At 45.8% G+C, this 15,316-nt stretch carries 15 protein-coding genes; 2 read left to right on the top strand and 13 right to left on the bottom strand.

Annotation, left to right across the window (positions count from 1 at the left end; genetic code table 11):
• Positions 1–4: 4 nt before the first annotated feature.
• The 9 genes from ACLSU7_RS15710 to yihA form a co-directional block, all read right to left on the bottom strand.
• Positions 5–1,585, bottom strand: coding sequence for a tetratricopeptide repeat protein (locus ACLSU7_RS15710; RefSeq protein ID WP_413292855.1), 1,581 nt, complete (start codon positions 1,583–1,585; stop codon positions 5–7).
• Positions 1,582–2,421, bottom strand: a complete 840-nt coding sequence (locus ACLSU7_RS15705) for an outer membrane beta-barrel domain-containing protein (protein ID WP_413292854.1) — start codon at positions 2,419–2,421, stop codon at positions 1,582–1,584. Before ACLSU7_RS15705 ends, ACLSU7_RS15710 begins: the two co-directional genes overlap by 4 nt.
• Before the next feature lie 13 nt (positions 2,422–2,434).
• Positions 2,435–3,160: an outer membrane beta-barrel domain-containing protein gene (locus ACLSU7_RS15700; RefSeq protein WP_413292853.1), complete on the bottom strand. Its 726-nt coding sequence runs from the start codon at positions 3,158–3,160 to the stop codon at positions 2,435–2,437.
• 3 nt (positions 3,161–3,163) lie between these two features.
• A complete protein-coding gene (locus ACLSU7_RS15695) occupies positions 3,164–3,667 on the bottom strand; it encodes a KdsC family phosphatase (protein WP_413292852.1) in 504 nt (167 codons plus the stop codon).
• A gap of 204 nt (positions 3,668–3,871) precedes the next feature.
• Complete coding sequence (locus ACLSU7_RS15690; RefSeq protein ID WP_413292851.1) at positions 3,872–4,453, bottom strand: TonB family protein; 582 nt, start codon at positions 4,451–4,453, stop codon at positions 3,872–3,874.
• A gap of 198 nt (positions 4,454–4,651) precedes the next feature.
• Positions 4,652–5,632 (bottom strand): KpsF/GutQ family sugar-phosphate isomerase, encoded by a 981-nt coding sequence (locus ACLSU7_RS15685; protein WP_413292850.1) that lies wholly within the window; start codon positions 5,630–5,632, stop codon positions 4,652–4,654.
• A gap of 8 nt (positions 5,633–5,640) precedes the next feature.
• On the bottom strand, positions 5,641–7,338 hold the full coding sequence (locus ACLSU7_RS15680; RefSeq protein WP_413292849.1) for a CTP synthase: 1,698 nt from the start codon (positions 7,336–7,338) through the stop codon (positions 5,641–5,643).
• Entirely contained in the window at positions 7,338–8,078 is a 741-nt protein-coding gene (gene kdsB / locus ACLSU7_RS15675; RefSeq protein WP_413292848.1) for a 3-deoxy-manno-octulosonate cytidylyltransferase, read from the bottom strand. The genes ACLSU7_RS15680 and kdsB overlap by 1 nt, the downstream gene beginning before the upstream one ends.
• Positions 8,075–8,647: a ribosome biogenesis GTP-binding protein YihA/YsxC gene (gene yihA, locus ACLSU7_RS15670; RefSeq protein WP_413292847.1), complete on the bottom strand. Its 573-nt coding sequence runs from the start codon at positions 8,645–8,647 to the stop codon at positions 8,075–8,077. The genes kdsB and yihA overlap by 4 nt, the downstream gene beginning before the upstream one ends.
• A 163-nt stretch (positions 8,648–8,810) precedes the next feature.
• On the opposite strand from yihA, the gene ACLSU7_RS15665 reads away from it, so the two are divergent.
• Positions 8,811–10,043: a sigma 54-interacting transcriptional regulator gene (locus tag ACLSU7_RS15665; protein WP_413292846.1), complete on the top strand. Its 1,233-nt coding sequence runs from the start codon at positions 8,811–8,813 to the stop codon at positions 10,041–10,043.
• Here ACLSU7_RS15665 and fliL read toward each other — a convergent pair.
• Positions 10,033–11,013 carry a flagellar basal body-associated protein FliL gene (gene fliL / locus ACLSU7_RS15660; protein ID WP_413292845.1) on the bottom strand — a complete coding sequence of 327 codons (981 nt, stop codon included), beginning with the start codon at positions 11,011–11,013 and terminating at the stop codon, positions 10,033–10,035. The genes ACLSU7_RS15665 and fliL overlap by 11 nt on opposite strands.
• Positions 11,014–11,115: 102 nt before the next feature.
• Here fliL and ACLSU7_RS15655 point away from each other — a divergent pair, with 102 nt between their 5' ends.
• Positions 11,116–11,745: a hypothetical protein gene (locus tag ACLSU7_RS15655; protein WP_413292844.1), complete on the top strand. Its 630-nt coding sequence runs from the start codon at positions 11,116–11,118 to the stop codon at positions 11,743–11,745.
• A 175-nt stretch (positions 11,746–11,920) separates the two neighbouring features.
• Here the strand turns inward: ACLSU7_RS15655 and polA are convergent, their stop codons facing one another.
• The 3 genes from polA to ACLSU7_RS15640 all read right to left on the bottom strand — a co-directional run bounded on the left by polA (position 11,921) and on the right by ACLSU7_RS15640 (position 15,266).
• Entirely contained in the window at positions 11,921–14,500 is a 2,580-nt protein-coding gene (gene polA / locus ACLSU7_RS15650; protein WP_413292843.1) for a DNA polymerase I, read from the bottom strand.
• Between the two features lie 57 nt (positions 14,501–14,557).
• Positions 14,558–14,860 carry a helix-turn-helix domain-containing protein gene (locus ACLSU7_RS15645; RefSeq protein ID WP_413292842.1) on the bottom strand — a complete coding sequence of 101 codons (303 nt, stop codon included), beginning with the start codon at positions 14,858–14,860 and terminating at the stop codon, positions 14,558–14,560.
• 100 nt (positions 14,861–14,960) lie between these two features.
• A complete protein-coding gene (locus ACLSU7_RS15640; RefSeq protein ID WP_413292841.1) occupies positions 14,961–15,266 on the bottom strand; it encodes a septum formation initiator family protein in 306 nt (101 codons plus the stop codon).
• Positions 15,267–15,316: the final 50 nt, after the last annotated feature.

Below are 15,316 nucleotides of genomic sequence, written 5' to 3'. Positions count from 1 at the left end.
GTTCCTACTCGCAACTTTGTTTGCCCAGATAGTGATAGTTACCGATTTCATCCAACCAGAACTCACCTTGGAACGGATAGTATTGGAAGCCATTTTCGATATAGAACTTACGGTTCACATTATCGTCAATCTGCTCGCCAAGATCTTTACCAGCGATTTTCTTTTTAACAGTTTCTTTTCTTCCGTTAATCATCTCGTAACGGATGAAACCAGCTTGTTCATATAGATCATGAAGCTCTGTGCGCATGTTCAACAAATGCACTTTCATCATGTCGCCAATGGCAAGCTTGGTATTTTTTGAACGATTTGCCAGGATCTTCAAAGAGTATTGACCCAAGGCAGATGCACGGAATGTCGGGCTGCCTTCCACGCGGGCTTTTTCCTGATTCAAACGAGCCAGGTAATTCATCGCACGTTTCACGTCACCCTGATCCATGATGTTACGAAGAACGATGTATGGAAGGTGAAGATTTGCAGACTTATCAGTGGTCTTGATAATTTTTGCTTTCTCAAGTTCCTGATAGTAATACGTGTTGTCGTTCGTGCTCTTAATGAAGTTACCAATTTTCGCACGCACCGGACCATAGGTCGTCTCGAACAAGTTCAAGACCTTTTCCATCTCGTCGTATTTACAGATATAGAGGTATACGATCGAGCGCAAAAGTAAACTCTCCGGCATATAAAAGTCTTCATAATATGCCGAGTGGAGAGTTTGGAAGTTACTCATAGCAGAACGGAAGCGAGCCGCACGTAGCATGGCCCAGGATTGCTCAAAGATCGCATCATGCCATGCCAAAGTATCGCGAGGAACCTGAGAGTACGCTTCGATAGCCGCATCCCAATCTTTCTTTTGATAGTAAGCACGAGCCAATGCCAATTGCGCTTGAACTTTATTTGTATCTGTCACCGGAGCCGCGGCACGCGCATCGATCATGTTTTGGAAAACAGTGATCGCTGCAGGGACTTCGTTGGACTCAAGTTCTGACAAACCGCGATTGTACAAAGCTTGAAAATAGTAAGAGCTGTTTGCACCCACGCGACTGAACATATCGATCGCTTTTGGATACTCTCTGTTACGACGTTGGATTTCCCCTAAACGGAAATAAACCATGTCTTTCTGGCTTGCTGGGATGGAATTCAAATCCACACGAGAGATCGCGTAGTTCATGATCGTATCATCGCCCAGTCCATCGGCCACTATTGCCAGTTTTTCAATCGCTGGCTTAGAGTAGCGCGGATTTCCAGAACGAATCACATCCACGAATTGGAAAGCGGCAGTTTGATAAAGTTTCAACTGCATCAACATCGTACCCAGGATGTATTTGATTTGCGGACGCTCCGCTGCCAACTCTGGCTTTCTTGCCAAAGTGAACAGGTTATTGGCTGCCGCTGCATACTGACCGTTTTGAGCCATTTGCAAAGCTTTAGACAATTGCTGTTTTGCATTCGGAGGAGCTACCGCTCTACGTTGTTGCGTTGGAGCTTGAGTCCCACGTTTTGCAGGAGCAGCTTTCTTTGTCTGCGCCTCTGACACGATTGGCGCAGCCATACTTGTTGCGATCAAGAGTAATAGTAGTTTTCTCATCGGTATGTTGCCTCCGGAAAGAACCAGCTCACGCCTACAGTTAAGAACAAGTTGTTAAAGCTGTTATTAGACTTGTGGGATCCAATAACATTTCCGCTTCCATCTTTTTCTTTGATGGTTACGTTGGCATTATAGAAGTTCCAGCTAAAGTCCCAGCGGAATGCCACGGACTTCGTCAAAGAAAAGATCTGACCGGCCGCCACGTGGATTGTTCCAGAACTTTCACCTGTGGAAGTTTCTGTCATCCCGTATCCACCAGAGAAATAAAGATCGAAAGGAATGATGCGATTGTTAAACCATGTCATTTTACCGTAAATAGGCGACCACATGATATCAGCACCGATATAGGACTTCGGATATGCCAAACTTTCAGTCGACACACCATTGTTGGATTCAAGCTCGCGAGTCGATTCACGTTGTGCCGTCGTCAAACCAAAATAGTTCAACTCCACACCCCATGATTCGTTCAGGAAATATCCCGCCTTAAGAACACCACCCATGGTGTTAAAGAAAGGGTCATTCGTTACGATCGTACCGCCACCAAACAATTCGAAACGACCTGTTTTAGGCATGAAACGTTTTTGAATGATTGAGATCTCTTGAAAGGGAGCAAGGTTCGCAAGGCCTTTAAAGTCCGTGACATTCTTCTCGTCATCACCAGCGTAATTTTTTGCTGCTGCTGAATTCTCGATTGTTTGTCGTTTCGGAGCCGAGCGGTTTACCTCTGATTCAATGCTGTCAACATCATCACCGCCGCCCATATCCTGAGCTTTTGACAAACCCGGAGTCAGCATTGCGGAGATAAGTAAGAATGCGAAAAGTTTTTTGTTCAACATCTTTCAACCTCGCTTAAAACAAGTAAGACAAACCAACATCGAGGTTTGTAGTGTAAGTGAGTCTGTCTTCAAATGAATCTTTTGAAGGCTTTGTCGGAGAACTTGGCTTCAACCCTGCATTGAAAGGAATCGGCGCCTGATTCATATAAAGTCTCAAGTCAAATCTTAGAGCTAATTGAGAAGTGAAATAGAATTTCTGACCCAGGCCCAGTGCCAGTGCAGGATAAGCTTTATTTTCGAACTTCACCATTCCCAGGGCCGCTGTTCCGAAAAGCTGGGTGTTGATCACCGTTGATTTTGTTAAGCTCATTTTTCCATAGAAAACTTTAAGATTGTAATCAGCCATCAAAGTCATTTCTGGCTTTGGTGCATAATTATAATCCAATCCGTATTCCTGATATAACTGCTTGGCATAGGAAGATAAGCCAGAAGAGTTTTTCGCAAACAGGAAGCCAATCGCATGATCTTCATTCCAGTTATAATACGCAGACAGACCGAATTTACTAACGTCGTAAATCGGTTCAGTAAGCGCCATACCATAGAACACATTCGCATCGATGCGACCTGCGGTAACAACACGACGGTTTTTAACGCTCACCGATTTATCAAAGATCGGGAGTACAGATTCTTTCGCCAGTTCTTCTACTGGCAACTCGACCAACTCAGCTGCGAAAGCTGTTTTATGCAGAAGCAAAGCTGCACCAATGATGATCAAGGCTTTCAAACCATTCTTTAGCATGAATTACCTACCTGAGGAAAAGGCCCCATATTTATAAATGTAATCACAAACTTCACGTACTGCTCCGCAACCACCGGGCCGCTTCGTCACGTAATCTGCAATCTCAATCACTTCATCAACTGCTTCAGGAACCGTGGCGCCGAAGGACACTGCTTGCAAAAGTGGGATATCGAAAATGTCGTCTCCCACATACGCCATCTCTTCTGGAGAGATGCCGGATTCTTTTTGCAGCTGTAAGAAAGAAGGCTCTTTGTCGAGAGCACCTTCGTAGAAATAATGAATACCCAAAGACTTTGCGCGAGCTCGCACGTCCTCTGCCTTTGTGCCAGTGATGACGGCGATCTTGTAACCCGCTTCTGTCAAACGTTTGATGCCCACGCCATCACGGATGGAATAAAAACGGCGCCACTCGCCGTTTTCAAACCAGATCCTTGTGTCAGTCATGACACCGTCGACATCGAGCACCAACATCTTGATATTTTTAAGTTTTGATATTTCTACTGCCACGAAATCATTGTGGGAAATTATTACAGGAGGAGCAAGTGTCGCACCCCGATACAAGACCTTCGTCTCACTGGATGAAGGTCGGGATTGATCTCATTTCCGGCAGAATTTTGTTAAAGGTAACGACAAACCTGCGCTAAAGTATGTTCCCTTTAGACGAACTAGACCCGAGCATATGTGAATGTTAATGGACAGTGGTGAGCAGTTTTACTGCAAAGAATATTCGATCGGGATTTCAAGTTTCGCTGAAGTTTGAGCAAATTCGCTGGGCAACGGTTTGTATTTACGAATGCCAGCAATCAAACTTTTTGCAGCTTCATTCAAACGTTCGAAAGCCGTGCCCTGCTTGATTCCTACGGCGGTAATGGTCCCATCATTTTGCACTGTAAACTCAACCAAAACACGTCCGCTTTCACGCAGGCGTTTCGAAGTCACAGGATAAACTTTGCGACCTTCAATCAGAACTCGCAGCTCATAAAGATAGCGCTCTTTAATGGAGGCTAAACGATTCCCATTGGCTTCACCCAGCGGCCCTGAAGTCAGATTTCCATCAGCATGCCCCAGAGTTTTCGCTCTGCCAGTTTCAGCAGCGGGTTGCGGCTGCACTTCGACCTTTTTTTTCTTTTGAGTGACGGCGATATCACCCTCATCATGCAAAACGGGAGCAGTCATTCTGGGAACCGATTTTACCGGCGAAGAGAAAGAATCAAACTCTACGACAACCGCCCCACCCTTTTTATAGGATCCAAAGGGCGCTAAGACTTGAGGCTTCATTGCAACGATAGACATTCCCGCAAACACCGCGAGGTGCAGGAAAAGAGAGATTGCAAATGGGGGTAATTCTCTAATTTTTAGGTTCAAGAAAGCCTCTTAAAGATAACTATAGCAGAGGTGTATTGGAGGCCTCTTAAAAAGTCACCTCACATGGACCTAAATGAAAACCAATGGAAAAATGGAAGCGGGGCTTCCGGCTGAAACCCCGTTTAATTAGCGTACGCGCGCTTTCAACAAATCCTGAACGTGGATGATCCCGACTGGCTTTAAAGGCTGGGAGGATTGTTTATCCATCACAAACAACATATTGATCTGGAATTGCTCCATCACAAACAAGGCTTTTTCAGCAAGCTCATTCTTATCGATCGTGCGAGGATTCGTAGTCATCAAATCTTTCGCCTGACCTGTGAATGGATCATTGGACTTATCCAAACGACGACGAATCTGACCGTCCGTAATAACTCCCACCAAATCACCCTTGTCATCAACGATACCGGCGGCCCCACGAACATCTTTGTGAGTCATGATTGCAAAGACTTCTTTCAGGGGAGCATTAAGTCCCACCGTCGGTAAAGCATCCCCGATATGCATCACATCTTTCACGCGGGTCAACAGACGATACCCCAGACTTCCACCAGGATGGAATTCCGCAAAGTCAGCAGAGCTGAAACCTTTTTCTGCCATCACACACATCGCAACAGCATCACCCATAGCCAAGGTCGCTGTACTGCTTGCTGTAGGAGCCAATCCCAAAGGACAAGCTTCCTCAGAGACAGCCACATCCAAAGTCACCTTTGCAGCCTTAGACAACGAAGAGGACGGTTTCCCCGTCAATGCGATCAAGGGTATGCCTTTACGGGCAACAAAACTTAAAACGCCTGAAAACTCGGGAGACTCACCACCATAAGACAACGCCATAATCACGTCGTCATTAGTGACCATTCCCAAGTCGCCATGGTTGCCTTCAGCAGGATGCAAAAATACCGCAGGAGTTCCGGTGGAGGAAAAAGTGCTCGCCAGTTTGCGTGCGATCTGACCGGATTTACCCATCCCTGTCACAACCAGTTTACCTTTGCAACCCACAATCATTTTTACGACTTGTTCGAATTCAGCACCGATACGCGGCTTCAATGCCAATACGGCTTGGGCTTCAACGTCTAAAACTTTCAGTGCTTGCTCAATCAACTTTGACATAACTGATCCTATTTATTCTTCAAACTAGCTTTAACAAAATGAACAAACAACGGATGCGGCGCCAGTGGCTTGGACTTGAATTCTGGATGGTACTGAACTGCCACAAACCAAGGATGATCTGGAAGTTCCACGACTTCCACCAGGTCGCGTTCTTTACAAATGCCCGAAGCCACCATGCCGTTCTTTTCAAACAAAGCTTTAAACTTATTATTGAATTCAAAACGATGACGGTGACGTTCTGTGATGTTCGTAGCTTTGTATACTTGAGAAGCCTTGGTATTTGGTGTGATAGCACAAGGGTAAGCCCCCAAGCGCATCGTACCGCCCTTGTTCACCAAACCACGCTGCTCAACCATGGAATCGATCACGAAATTGCCATTGCGCTTGTTTTCTGCATGGAATTCACGGCTGGTAGCATCTTTAATTCCACACACGTTGCGGGCAAATTCGATAGCAGCGAGCTGCATACCAAAACAAATACCAAAGAATGGTTTTTGTTTTTCACGCGCATACTTGATCGCTGTGATTTTACCTTCCACGCCGCGAGTACCGAATCCACCCGGCACCAGAATGCCGTCAACTTTGCCCAAAAGAGAGTGAACTGTTTTATCAGTCACCTTTTCAGAATCGACATAGATAATTTCCACACGGGCTTTGTTGGCAACGCCCCCATGAACCAAAGATTCATGAAGAGATTTATAAGCTTCTTTAAGCTCAACGTACTTACCAACAACACCGATTTTAACTGTCACATCCGGATTCGCTAAAACGTTTACCAGATTTTGCCAGCCTTTAAGATTCAGACGTTGTGGTTTGAGTCCCAAACGCTCGACAATCAATTCATCCAGTTGTTCTTTGTGCAAAGCCAAAGGCACTTCGTAAATGAATTTACTGTCTTGAGCTGCCACGACGTGATTTGGTTGCACAGAACAGAATAAGGCGATTTTGCCTTTAAGATTATCATCAATATGCTTTTCACTGCGACAAACCAGGAAGTCTGGCTGAAGACCAATCATGCGCAACTCTTTCACAGAGTGCTGAGTCGGTTTTGATTTCAATTCGCCCGCGGCTGCGATGTACGGAACGTAAGTGACATGAACCAAGACGGAGTTTTCCATTCCGACATCAATACGCATCTGACGGATGGCCTCCAGGAACGGTTGGGATTCGATATCCCCGACAGTGCCGCCGATTTCAACCAGAATCAATTCACTGCCTTGAGCGGCTTCATAAATGCGGGCTTTGATTTCTTCAGTGATATGAGGAATGACTTGAACCGTACCACCCAGGTAATCACCACGACGTTCGCGTGCGATCACGGTGTCATAAATCTGCCCTGTGGAAACCGAATTCGAGCGATTCATCACTGCAGATGTAAAGCGTTCATAGTGACCCAAATCCAAATCTGTCTCAGCACCATCTTCAGTGACGAAAACTTCCCCGTGTTGAAACGGAGACATCGTCCCCGGATCCACGTTCAAGTACGGGTCAAACTTCATGATCGTCACTTTATGACCACGAGCTTCTAATAAGGCTCCAAGGCTTGCTGCCGTTAGACCTTTACCGATGGATGAAACCACCCCACCCGTTACAAAAATAAATTTTTGCTTAAGGGATTTTTTGGTCGATTTTGCTGTCGAAACTTTTGTGGTCGCAACAGTCTTCTTAGTTGCTTTCACAGATGTAGATTTTGCTTTTTTTGCCATTATTTCCTCTGACTTAAAACTTTATCCAATTTTTCAAGATCTTCGGGAGTATCCACCCCGATGCTTGCTTCTTTCACACGCACGACTTTGATCTTTGCTCCCAGATACAAAGCACGCAATTGCTCCAGGCTTTCTGCTTTTTCAATCAGAGCCTGAGGAGCTTCACAGAATTGTTGCAAAAACTTTTTCGAGTACGCATACATGCCGATGTGTTTTAGGCAGCCAGAATAATCTTCAAGCTCGCTCGCCTTCACACGGGAATAGGGCATCGGAAAGCGGCTGAAATACAAAGCCTCATCCTTAATGTTCATCACGACTTTAACGGAGTTAGGATTTTGCAGCTCTTCTTCAGAAATGGGATGAGCGAGTGTCGCCATATCCATTTTCGCATCATCAACAAAGACTTGGGCCAGGCGGTCAATCAAGTCGCCCGTCACCAAGGGCTCATCACCCTGGATATTCACTACCACATCGCAATCAACATTTTTAATGGCGGCGTGAATACGGTCGCTTCCAGAAGGCAGGCTGCTGTCGGTCATAACAACCTTCGCGCCCACAGCTTCCGCCGCAGCTTTGATAAGGTCATCGTCAGTCGCGACGATCAGGTCTGTTAATAGTTTTGATTTTTTAGCGCCCTCGATCGTCCACTGAATCATGGGACGACCTTGAAGAAGTGCGAGGGGCTTTCCGGGAAAGCGCGTGGAGGCAAATCGAGCTGGGATCACACCAACTATCTTCATGCTTTAATCCAATTGTCGTAGATATAATCTTCCACTTCTTCTTGCCCGGTTTTTTTCAGAGCTGAAGTTGCAAAGACGGCACTAAGGCCTGTTTCTTTTTTCAACTTATTAATCGCTTGAAGCATTTGCGAACGAGACATTTTATCTGCCTTCGTCAAAACCACGGCCAAAGGGAATCCTTGAGTTTCAGAGAAACGACGAAGTAGTTCTTCATCTTCGCTCCACGAACGGCGAATATCCATCACCAGGATCAAACCCGCCAGACTTTCGCGCGAGTTCAAATACACCTCAATCATTTTATGCCAATCACGAATCTCATCACCTGAACGAGCCGCGAAGCCATATCCAGGCATATCGACCAGAACGAAAGAATCCATATCAAAGAAATTCAACAGACGAGTTTTACCCGGAGTCGAACTGACCTTAGCGATTTTGTTAGTTGCTAAACCATTAATAAAGGAACTTTTGCCAGCATTGGATCTACCCGCGATGGCCACTTCAGCTTTTTTGTGGACAGGGTAGTCTTTCTCAAGAACGGCGCTTTTGATGAATCTGATCTGTTTTGGCATAACGTAGGCTACCAATAAATAAGCCGATTCTCAATTCTCAATTCTTGGAAAGCTATCTTAGGCCCAATACATCATGGCGCCAAAAGTGACCCGGCGATCACTTATATTCGAATTGAGCCTTGGCGAGGCCCTTGCTCTAGAAATTCTCGCGAAGGAGAAAATTATGAACCAAGCTTTACTTAAACAACTGGGTGAAAACCCGAAAACCTATCAAGTCAGTGACTTTCTGACAGTCGGCAAAGACGCCCAATGTCAGATTCAAATCTTCGGGGACGAACTCGCCGAGCGCCACTTCAGAATCGAGCGCCGCGAGCAAACCTATTATATCCGAGACCTCAGAAGCCCCCAAGGGACCTACCTTAACAATGCCCGCATTATGGAAGCGATCCTGCAAGAAGGCGACGTTATCCGGGCCGGTAACCAGGAACTTTTATTTACCTATAAAACCAACGAGGAAGCTTCCGAATTTCCGTTGAAAAGTAAGAACGAAGTTTGGAATGAGGAATTGCAAAGTCTTCGTCACGTGGCCGTGACTGAATTCCCCGTACTTATTCTCGGCCCTTCAGGAACTGGAAAAGATGTTATCGCTCAAGCCCTGCACAACGAAAGCCTGCGCAAGAACGCAAATTTCATGAGCGTCAACTGTAGCGCTCTCAGTGAAACCTTAATCGAGTCAGAATTATTTGGTCACGTGAAAGGCAGCTTTACCGGCGCCATTTCTGATCGCAAGGGCGCCTTTGAAGCGGCCCGCGGTGGAACGTTGTTTCTGGATGAAATTGGTGATCTTTCCTATGCTCTACAAGCGAAACTTCTGCGTGCTTTGGAAAATGGCGAAATTCGTCCGGTGGGAGCAGATCGCAACATCAAAACCGATGTGCGCATTATCGCAGCCACTCATCAAAGCCTTCCCGAGAAAATTCGTGAAGGTGCTTTCCGCGCCGACCTTTATTTCCGTCTGAATGTCGTGACAGTGACTCCCCCGGCACTTACTCACCGCATGGAAGATTTCGAAGATCTGCTTTACATGTTTGCTAAAAAAATGCGTGTGCGTTTTTCTTTCGGAGCTATTGCCCGTCTGAAAAAGCATCCGTGGCCAGGGAATATCCGTGAATTAAAAAACTTGGTCACGCGCACGGCAGCCCTTTATCCACGGGAGCATATCGAAGAGAAACATATCGAAAAGCTCCTGGATAAAACGTTGCTGACGCCTTCCGAGGCGGACTCAACAAATGACATCCCGGTGATTAAAGAAATTGAAAAACAAATGATCATCAAACGTTTGACGGCAAATCGTGGCAATCAACGTCGCACAGCCGCAGATTTAGGAATGCCTAAATCGACTCTGCATGATCGTTTGAAATATTATAATATCAAGGTCGAAAACTTTAAGGTTTAATGACGGCGGTTTTATAGAAGATCCTGCGAACTTTACCCTTGGTCAGGATCTTATTGATTTCTTTGCGAAGACGCTCACACAACATCTGCTTGCCTTCAACTGAAGACAGCTGATCGTAATTCATGTCTTCAACGACTCTCAAAAATAAATCCTTCACTTCAGGCTCGCGGTCTTTGATTTCAACGACCACGTCAGCGTCCGTGCCCTCGACATAAAATTCCAGGGCGGCCATTGGGTTCGGGCCTGATTGTGAAGATTTACGGATGTTTGCAAAAATTCTTTGAGTACTGAAAATATTCTGAGCCACACGAGTGGAGTCATAGAATGGCTCCACTTGATCTGCTTCAAAAAATTCCTTTTTCTCAGCCCAATCTTCCAAAGTCGGTAAAAACAATTCTTCCTGATGAGGAATGAGTTTGTTGTTCGCGATTTTATAAAGAACCACTCCACCGACACCCGTTGCAATCAACAGAACAACGACTCCCAGTTTTTGCATCAGGGAAAACGTTTTGAATGTCGCGCCCAGCTCTCCAAGCCAGCTTTTAAAGCTTCCTAAAACATCAATGACCCAATGTTTTAAGTTGGGTCCCAGATTTTTAACGAAATGAATGGTTTGCTCTTTGGTCTTTCGCCATGTCAGGCGCATAGCCATGTGCTGCAAGCGCACATAGTAGGCCAGGCGAGGCACGAACGGCAGAAACTTTACCAGCTTCTTTCGCCAGCCTTCTTGTCGGTTCCAGTATTTAACTTCATCTTCGATTTTGTATTCGAGATCCGATTCTTCAATGACAATCGGATTTGAAGGATCATCCGGACCGATGCTACTCAGTGATTTGGCAAATTCGGGATCCTCTTTTTCCAAAATAGAATCCAAAGATTCCAGCGACAAAAGATCTTCCGAACTTTCCTCTTCTGGTGAATCCTCAGGTTTTTGCGACTCTACTTTGGTCGGGTTTTCGTTTTCAGCCAATGATTGCTCCCAAGACGATTGTAAGAAAAGAACCAAATACCCCGCAAGAACAATTTATAAACAAGCCCTCATCCAGTAGAATAAAACCTTAGGAGTTCATTCATGAGAGTATTGTTTGTCGTATCTGTTTTGGGATTATCTTTGTCCGCTTGTACAGGTTTTCAAAGATCCGCTAATAGCGGTTATGGTTCCTCCTCTGACTACACTTCTCGGGACTCCCGTGATGTCATTCGCGACCGTTCTGTGCGCCAAACTGCGTATGAGTTGGGTAAAGACCCCGGCAATCTAAGTGCCAGTGACATTCAAGAAATTCAAGACCGCAACACCGTTCGCCAGATGGAACGCACTCTGCGTTCAAACAAAGAGAAAGAACAGTATTCGCGCATCTTGCCTTGGCTCCAGTCTGATGCTGAAAAGGTGGAGTTCCTATCCATTCCATCCATCGAAGGCCGCCAAGTTTGGATCAATAAGAATAAAATCTGGAGCCGCTCAACCGCGCCGACTCATATGAAGGATCTGGTTGAAAACCAGGATATCGCCATCGGCATGCCACAGGAATACGTGAAAAAATCCTGGGGCGAGCCGGTATCAGTCGATGTCTCAGGAAATCCAATCTATAAAAACGAACGTTGGCGCTATGAACGTCAAAGCTCCACGTCGTCGGGCTACCGCAAAGAAACCCGCTTCGTCTACTTCGAAGGCGGCCGCGTAGTCGGCTGGGAAACCCAATAACAAATGTTCATGCGCTCCCCTTGCTCGACTTTTTGAACACGCACACCAGTGCGGATCAAAAAGGACCAAATGCAAGGCGGAGGGCGGTGACTGCCACGAAGGCGTACTCCAAGTACGCCGAAGAGCAAGGCGCCAACCGACAACGCAGCAGTTGGCCCTTTTTCATCCGCACGGGTCAGTGGGCTTCGTCCCAGTTGTCACCGATCGAATAATTAACCTTTAATGGAACCCTTAGTTGAGCAACGTTTTCCATGATGCTGACCAACTGTGGTGTTAGCTTTTCCAAATTCTCTGTGAAATCTTCAAAGATCAATTCATCGTGTACTTGCAAAAGCATGCGCACGGGAACTGTTTTATTCACTTCGATCATGGCTTTTTTCACCAAGTCACTGGCTGTCCCTTGAATCGGAGCATTGATGGCTGCGCGCTCGCCGAATTTCTTTAGCATAGCGTTGCCAGACTGAAGCTCATCGATGTAACGGCGGCGGCCGAACAATGTTTCGACGTAACCTTTTTCATGGGCCAGTTTGATGGTGTTATCGATGTACTCGCGCACATTTTTAAAACGGGTAAAATAACGATCAATAATGTCTTTACCCTCTGTGCGAGAAATGCCTAAAGTTTCCGCCAAACCGAAGGCACCCTGCCCGTAGGCTATACCAAAGTTCACAGCCTTCGCGGTACGACGGTGTTCTGCGTTTACATCTTTCAGTGGAATATTAAAAATCTCAGCAGCGGTTGCAGCATGGATGTCCAAATCCTCGGCAAAGGCTTTACACAGATTCGGATCTTCGGAAATATGGGCCAAGATTCTCAGTTCGATTTGCGAGTAGTCCACAGACAATAATTTCATTCGCGGATTCGCGATAAAGGCCTTGCGCACCAACTGACCACGAGCGGTTCTGATTGGAATGTTTTGCAAGTTTGGTGAATTGCTTGAAAGGCGTCCTGTTGTCGTCAGTGCTTGATTAAAGCTGGTATGAACGCGGCCGTCCTTGGCGTGCACCATCGCAGGCAAAGCATCGACGTACGTTGATTTTAACTTAGAAAGCTCACGCCACTGCAAAACAAGTTTCGCAATCGGATGCTCGAGCGCTTCTAAAACATCTTCACCAGTTGAATATCCTGTTTTCGTTTTTTTACCCGCTGGCAAACCCAGTTTTTCAAACAAAATCACGCCCAACTGTTTAGGGCTTCCCACATTGAAGTTTTCACCGGCTTGTTCATGGATTTGCTTTTCCAGAACTTCGATTTCTTTTTCCAGCTCATCGCTAAGCTTGTGTAGCAGATCTGTATCGATGCGAACACCCAGGTTTTCCATGTTCAAAAGAACCTTCACCAATGGAAGTTCCAAATCACGGAAAACTTTTTCTCCATGAATTTCGTGAAGCTTTTTATCCAGGGTTTTTGCCAGGTGCAAATGGGCATTATAAGTCTGGCTTGGTGATGCCATTTCCGGCAGCGGTTCACCCATATGTTTTTCGTAGACTTTGCTAAAGTCCGACGTATCAGAGGCTTTTAAAACATACGCAGCGAGCATCGTGTCCCAATCAGCGATGGGATTTTTTGCACCAATTTTATGCCACAAATCTTTTAAGTCATAACCCTTCCAATTTACTTTGAAAGTGTCAGTCAACTTACCCAAGAACTCTGCATCAGAGACAGAGATAATGTCGGCATCAGTTCCAATGAAAATCCCTCGGGTGTCGGAGAAGCCCCATAAAGGTTGATTGGCAGCGAACATGCCCGCAAGCTCTTTCGTGGAAAGAGTTTTTTCGTTGAAAGCTTTGGTCTGATGTTCAGCCAGCATAGGGGTTGCCAGTGCATCAGGAGCTGCTGAAGGTGTGGCAGCTTCTGCGTAATAGGCTTTTCCAGCCTCAGCCGAAGTCATGGGAGCAGAACCCGCCTCGCCCAAAAGATTTTTTTCGAAAGTTTTGAAATTGAACTCGCGTAAGTAAGTGCGAAGTTCTTCATCTTTGCGCGGACGCAAACGATAGCTTTCGATATTGTGGTCCATCGGAATTTCAGTCGCGATAGTCACAAGTTTTTTAGAAAGGAACGCCATCTCTTTTGCATCGATCAATTTCTGCTTGATACTTTTGCCTTCGACTTTGTCGATGTTCTCATAGATGTCTTCAAGATGCTTGAATTGCTCCAAAAGCTTGATGGCGCCTTTTTCCCCAATGCCTTTGACACCAGGAATATTATCGGAAGTGTCCCCGACGATGGCTAAGTAATCGATGAATTGATCTGGGCGGACGCCCCACTTTTCAAACACCCCGGCCGAATCATAACGATGATCTTTCATCGTGTCGTACAGAATGACGCCGTCTTCGATAAGCTGTCCAAAGTCTTTATCGCCACTGACGATCACGACTTCAATGCCGCTTTTTTTGCCGACTTTAGTTAAAGTCCCGATGATATCATCGGCCTCATAACCGGGGATTTCCACCGCCGGAATTCCCAAGATATCCGCAAGTTGTTTGATGTAAGGAATTTGAACTGCGAGATCTTCTGGCATATCAGAACGATGAGCTTTGTATTCGACATACATATCGTGTCTGAAAGAGGGCTCTTTGCGGTCGTAACAGAAAACCATATATTCTGGTTTTTCTTCCTTCATCAACTTTGTGACCATGGAAAGAAAACCATAGATGGCATTAACGGGCATGCCCTTAGGAGACGTCAGCTGTCTAATCGCAAAGAATGCGCGAAAGAACATCGAGCTGACATCAATAAGATAGATTTTTTTCATAAGACTCCCCCGTATTTTGCAGTTCAAAAACCTACAACGGGAGAGTGCGAATGTCGATTATTCTAAGTCTGCTTTGACGCGTGAAAAATCAACCTGATCAAGTGCTTGTTTGTCGCACTCGTTTTCACAAGCAGGAGTAAAGCGAACTTCGTCAGAGCATGCATCTGCTTGACGATGAATCAGAGCTAATTCGCCCTTGATGTGCGGATTAAAAAGAAGTTCGCCCTGTCCTTCTTCCCACGCTTCGATATCTGTTAACTCACACTTTAATCTGCGAGCCATATCAGAACGGCTCCAGCCAAGACGAAGGCGAAGCGCGCGAAGAGTGTCTTTATTCCATTCAATTGAGTTTTCGAACATAACCGTAAACCCCCGGTATCACTTCAAAATAAATTTGAAATAGAGTTGAGATACTATTGCTAGTATACCCGAGAGACATCAAATAACGATTCGCGTTAGGCTATTGTTCAGGGAAAACGAAAACTAAGTCGTGTTCGCCAGCCAGGTCTAATTTATCGCGGGCCTGACGTTCGATAAAGGCTGGATCTTTGGCTTGCTTAAGCTGGACTTCAAGATCGAGTGTGGCTTTTTTGCTATCACTGATCTCAGTTGAGATACGGTCGAAGTCTCTGTGCAGCCCCCATAGACGCCATAGGTTTCCGTTTAGAACGATAGAAACCCCGAAGATAATCATGCAAATGAATGCGACTCTTCCTGGGTGATTTAATAAACGGCGTAATCCGACTGCGAAACGACTGTACGACATACAAAAAGTCTAAGGTCGCTCTTCTCTGCTGGGTAGTCCAGATCGTTCGC

This window comes from Bdellovibrio sp. HCB185ZH (genome assembly GCF_047302455.1).
Lineage (GTDB): Bacteria > Bdellovibrionota > Bdellovibrionia > Bdellovibrionales > Bdellovibrionaceae > Bdellovibrio.
The sequence above is the reverse complement of the archived record's forward strand: the minus strand, read 5'-3'. Positions and strand labels throughout refer to the sequence as shown.

Excerpts from the sequence above, each read along its gene's own strand:
- ACLSU7_RS15710 (WP_413292855.1), bottom strand. The coding sequence starts at position 1,585 with ATGAGAAAACTACTATTACTCTTGATCGCAACAAGTATGGCTGCGCCA.
- ACLSU7_RS15705 (WP_413292854.1), bottom strand. The coding sequence starts at position 2,421 with ATGTTGAACAAAAAACTTTTCGCATTCTTACTTATCTCCGCAATGCTG.
- ACLSU7_RS15700 (WP_413292853.1), bottom strand. The coding sequence starts at position 3,160 with ATGCTAAAGAATGGTTTGAAAGCCTTGATCATCATTGGTGCAGCTTTG.
- ACLSU7_RS15690 (WP_413292851.1), bottom strand. The coding sequence starts at position 4,453 with ATGTCTATCGTTGCAATGAAGCCTCAAGTCTTAGCGCCCTTTGGATCC.
- ACLSU7_RS15685 (WP_413292850.1), bottom strand. The coding sequence starts at position 5,632 with ATGTCAAAGTTGATTGAGCAAGCACTGAAAGTTTTAGACGTTGAAGCC.
- ACLSU7_RS15680 (WP_413292849.1), bottom strand. The coding sequence starts at position 7,338 with ATGGCAAAAAAAGCAAAATCTACATCTGTGAAAGCAACTAAGAAGACT.
- kdsB (WP_413292848.1), bottom strand. The coding sequence starts at position 8,078 with ATGAAGATAGTTGGTGTGATCCCAGCTCGATTTGCCTCCACGCGCTTT.
- yihA (WP_413292847.1), bottom strand. The coding sequence starts at position 8,647 with ATGCCAAAACAGATCAGATTCATCAAAAGCGCCGTTCTTGAGAAAGAC.
- ACLSU7_RS15665 (WP_413292846.1), top strand. The coding sequence starts at position 8,811 with ATGAACCAAGCTTTACTTAAACAACTGGGTGAAAACCCGAAAACCTAT.
- ACLSU7_RS15655 (WP_413292844.1), top strand. The coding sequence starts at position 11,116 with ATGAGAGTATTGTTTGTCGTATCTGTTTTGGGATTATCTTTGTCCGCT.
- polA (WP_413292843.1), bottom strand. The coding sequence starts at position 14,500 with ATGAAAAAAATCTATCTTATTGATGTCAGCTCGATGTTCTTTCGCGCA.
- ACLSU7_RS15645 (WP_413292842.1), bottom strand. The coding sequence starts at position 14,860 with ATGTTCGAAAACTCAATTGAATGGAATAAAGACACTCTTCGCGCGCTT.
- ACLSU7_RS15640 (WP_413292841.1), bottom strand. The coding sequence starts at position 15,266 with ATGTCGTACAGTCGTTTCGCAGTCGGATTACGCCGTTTATTAAATCAC.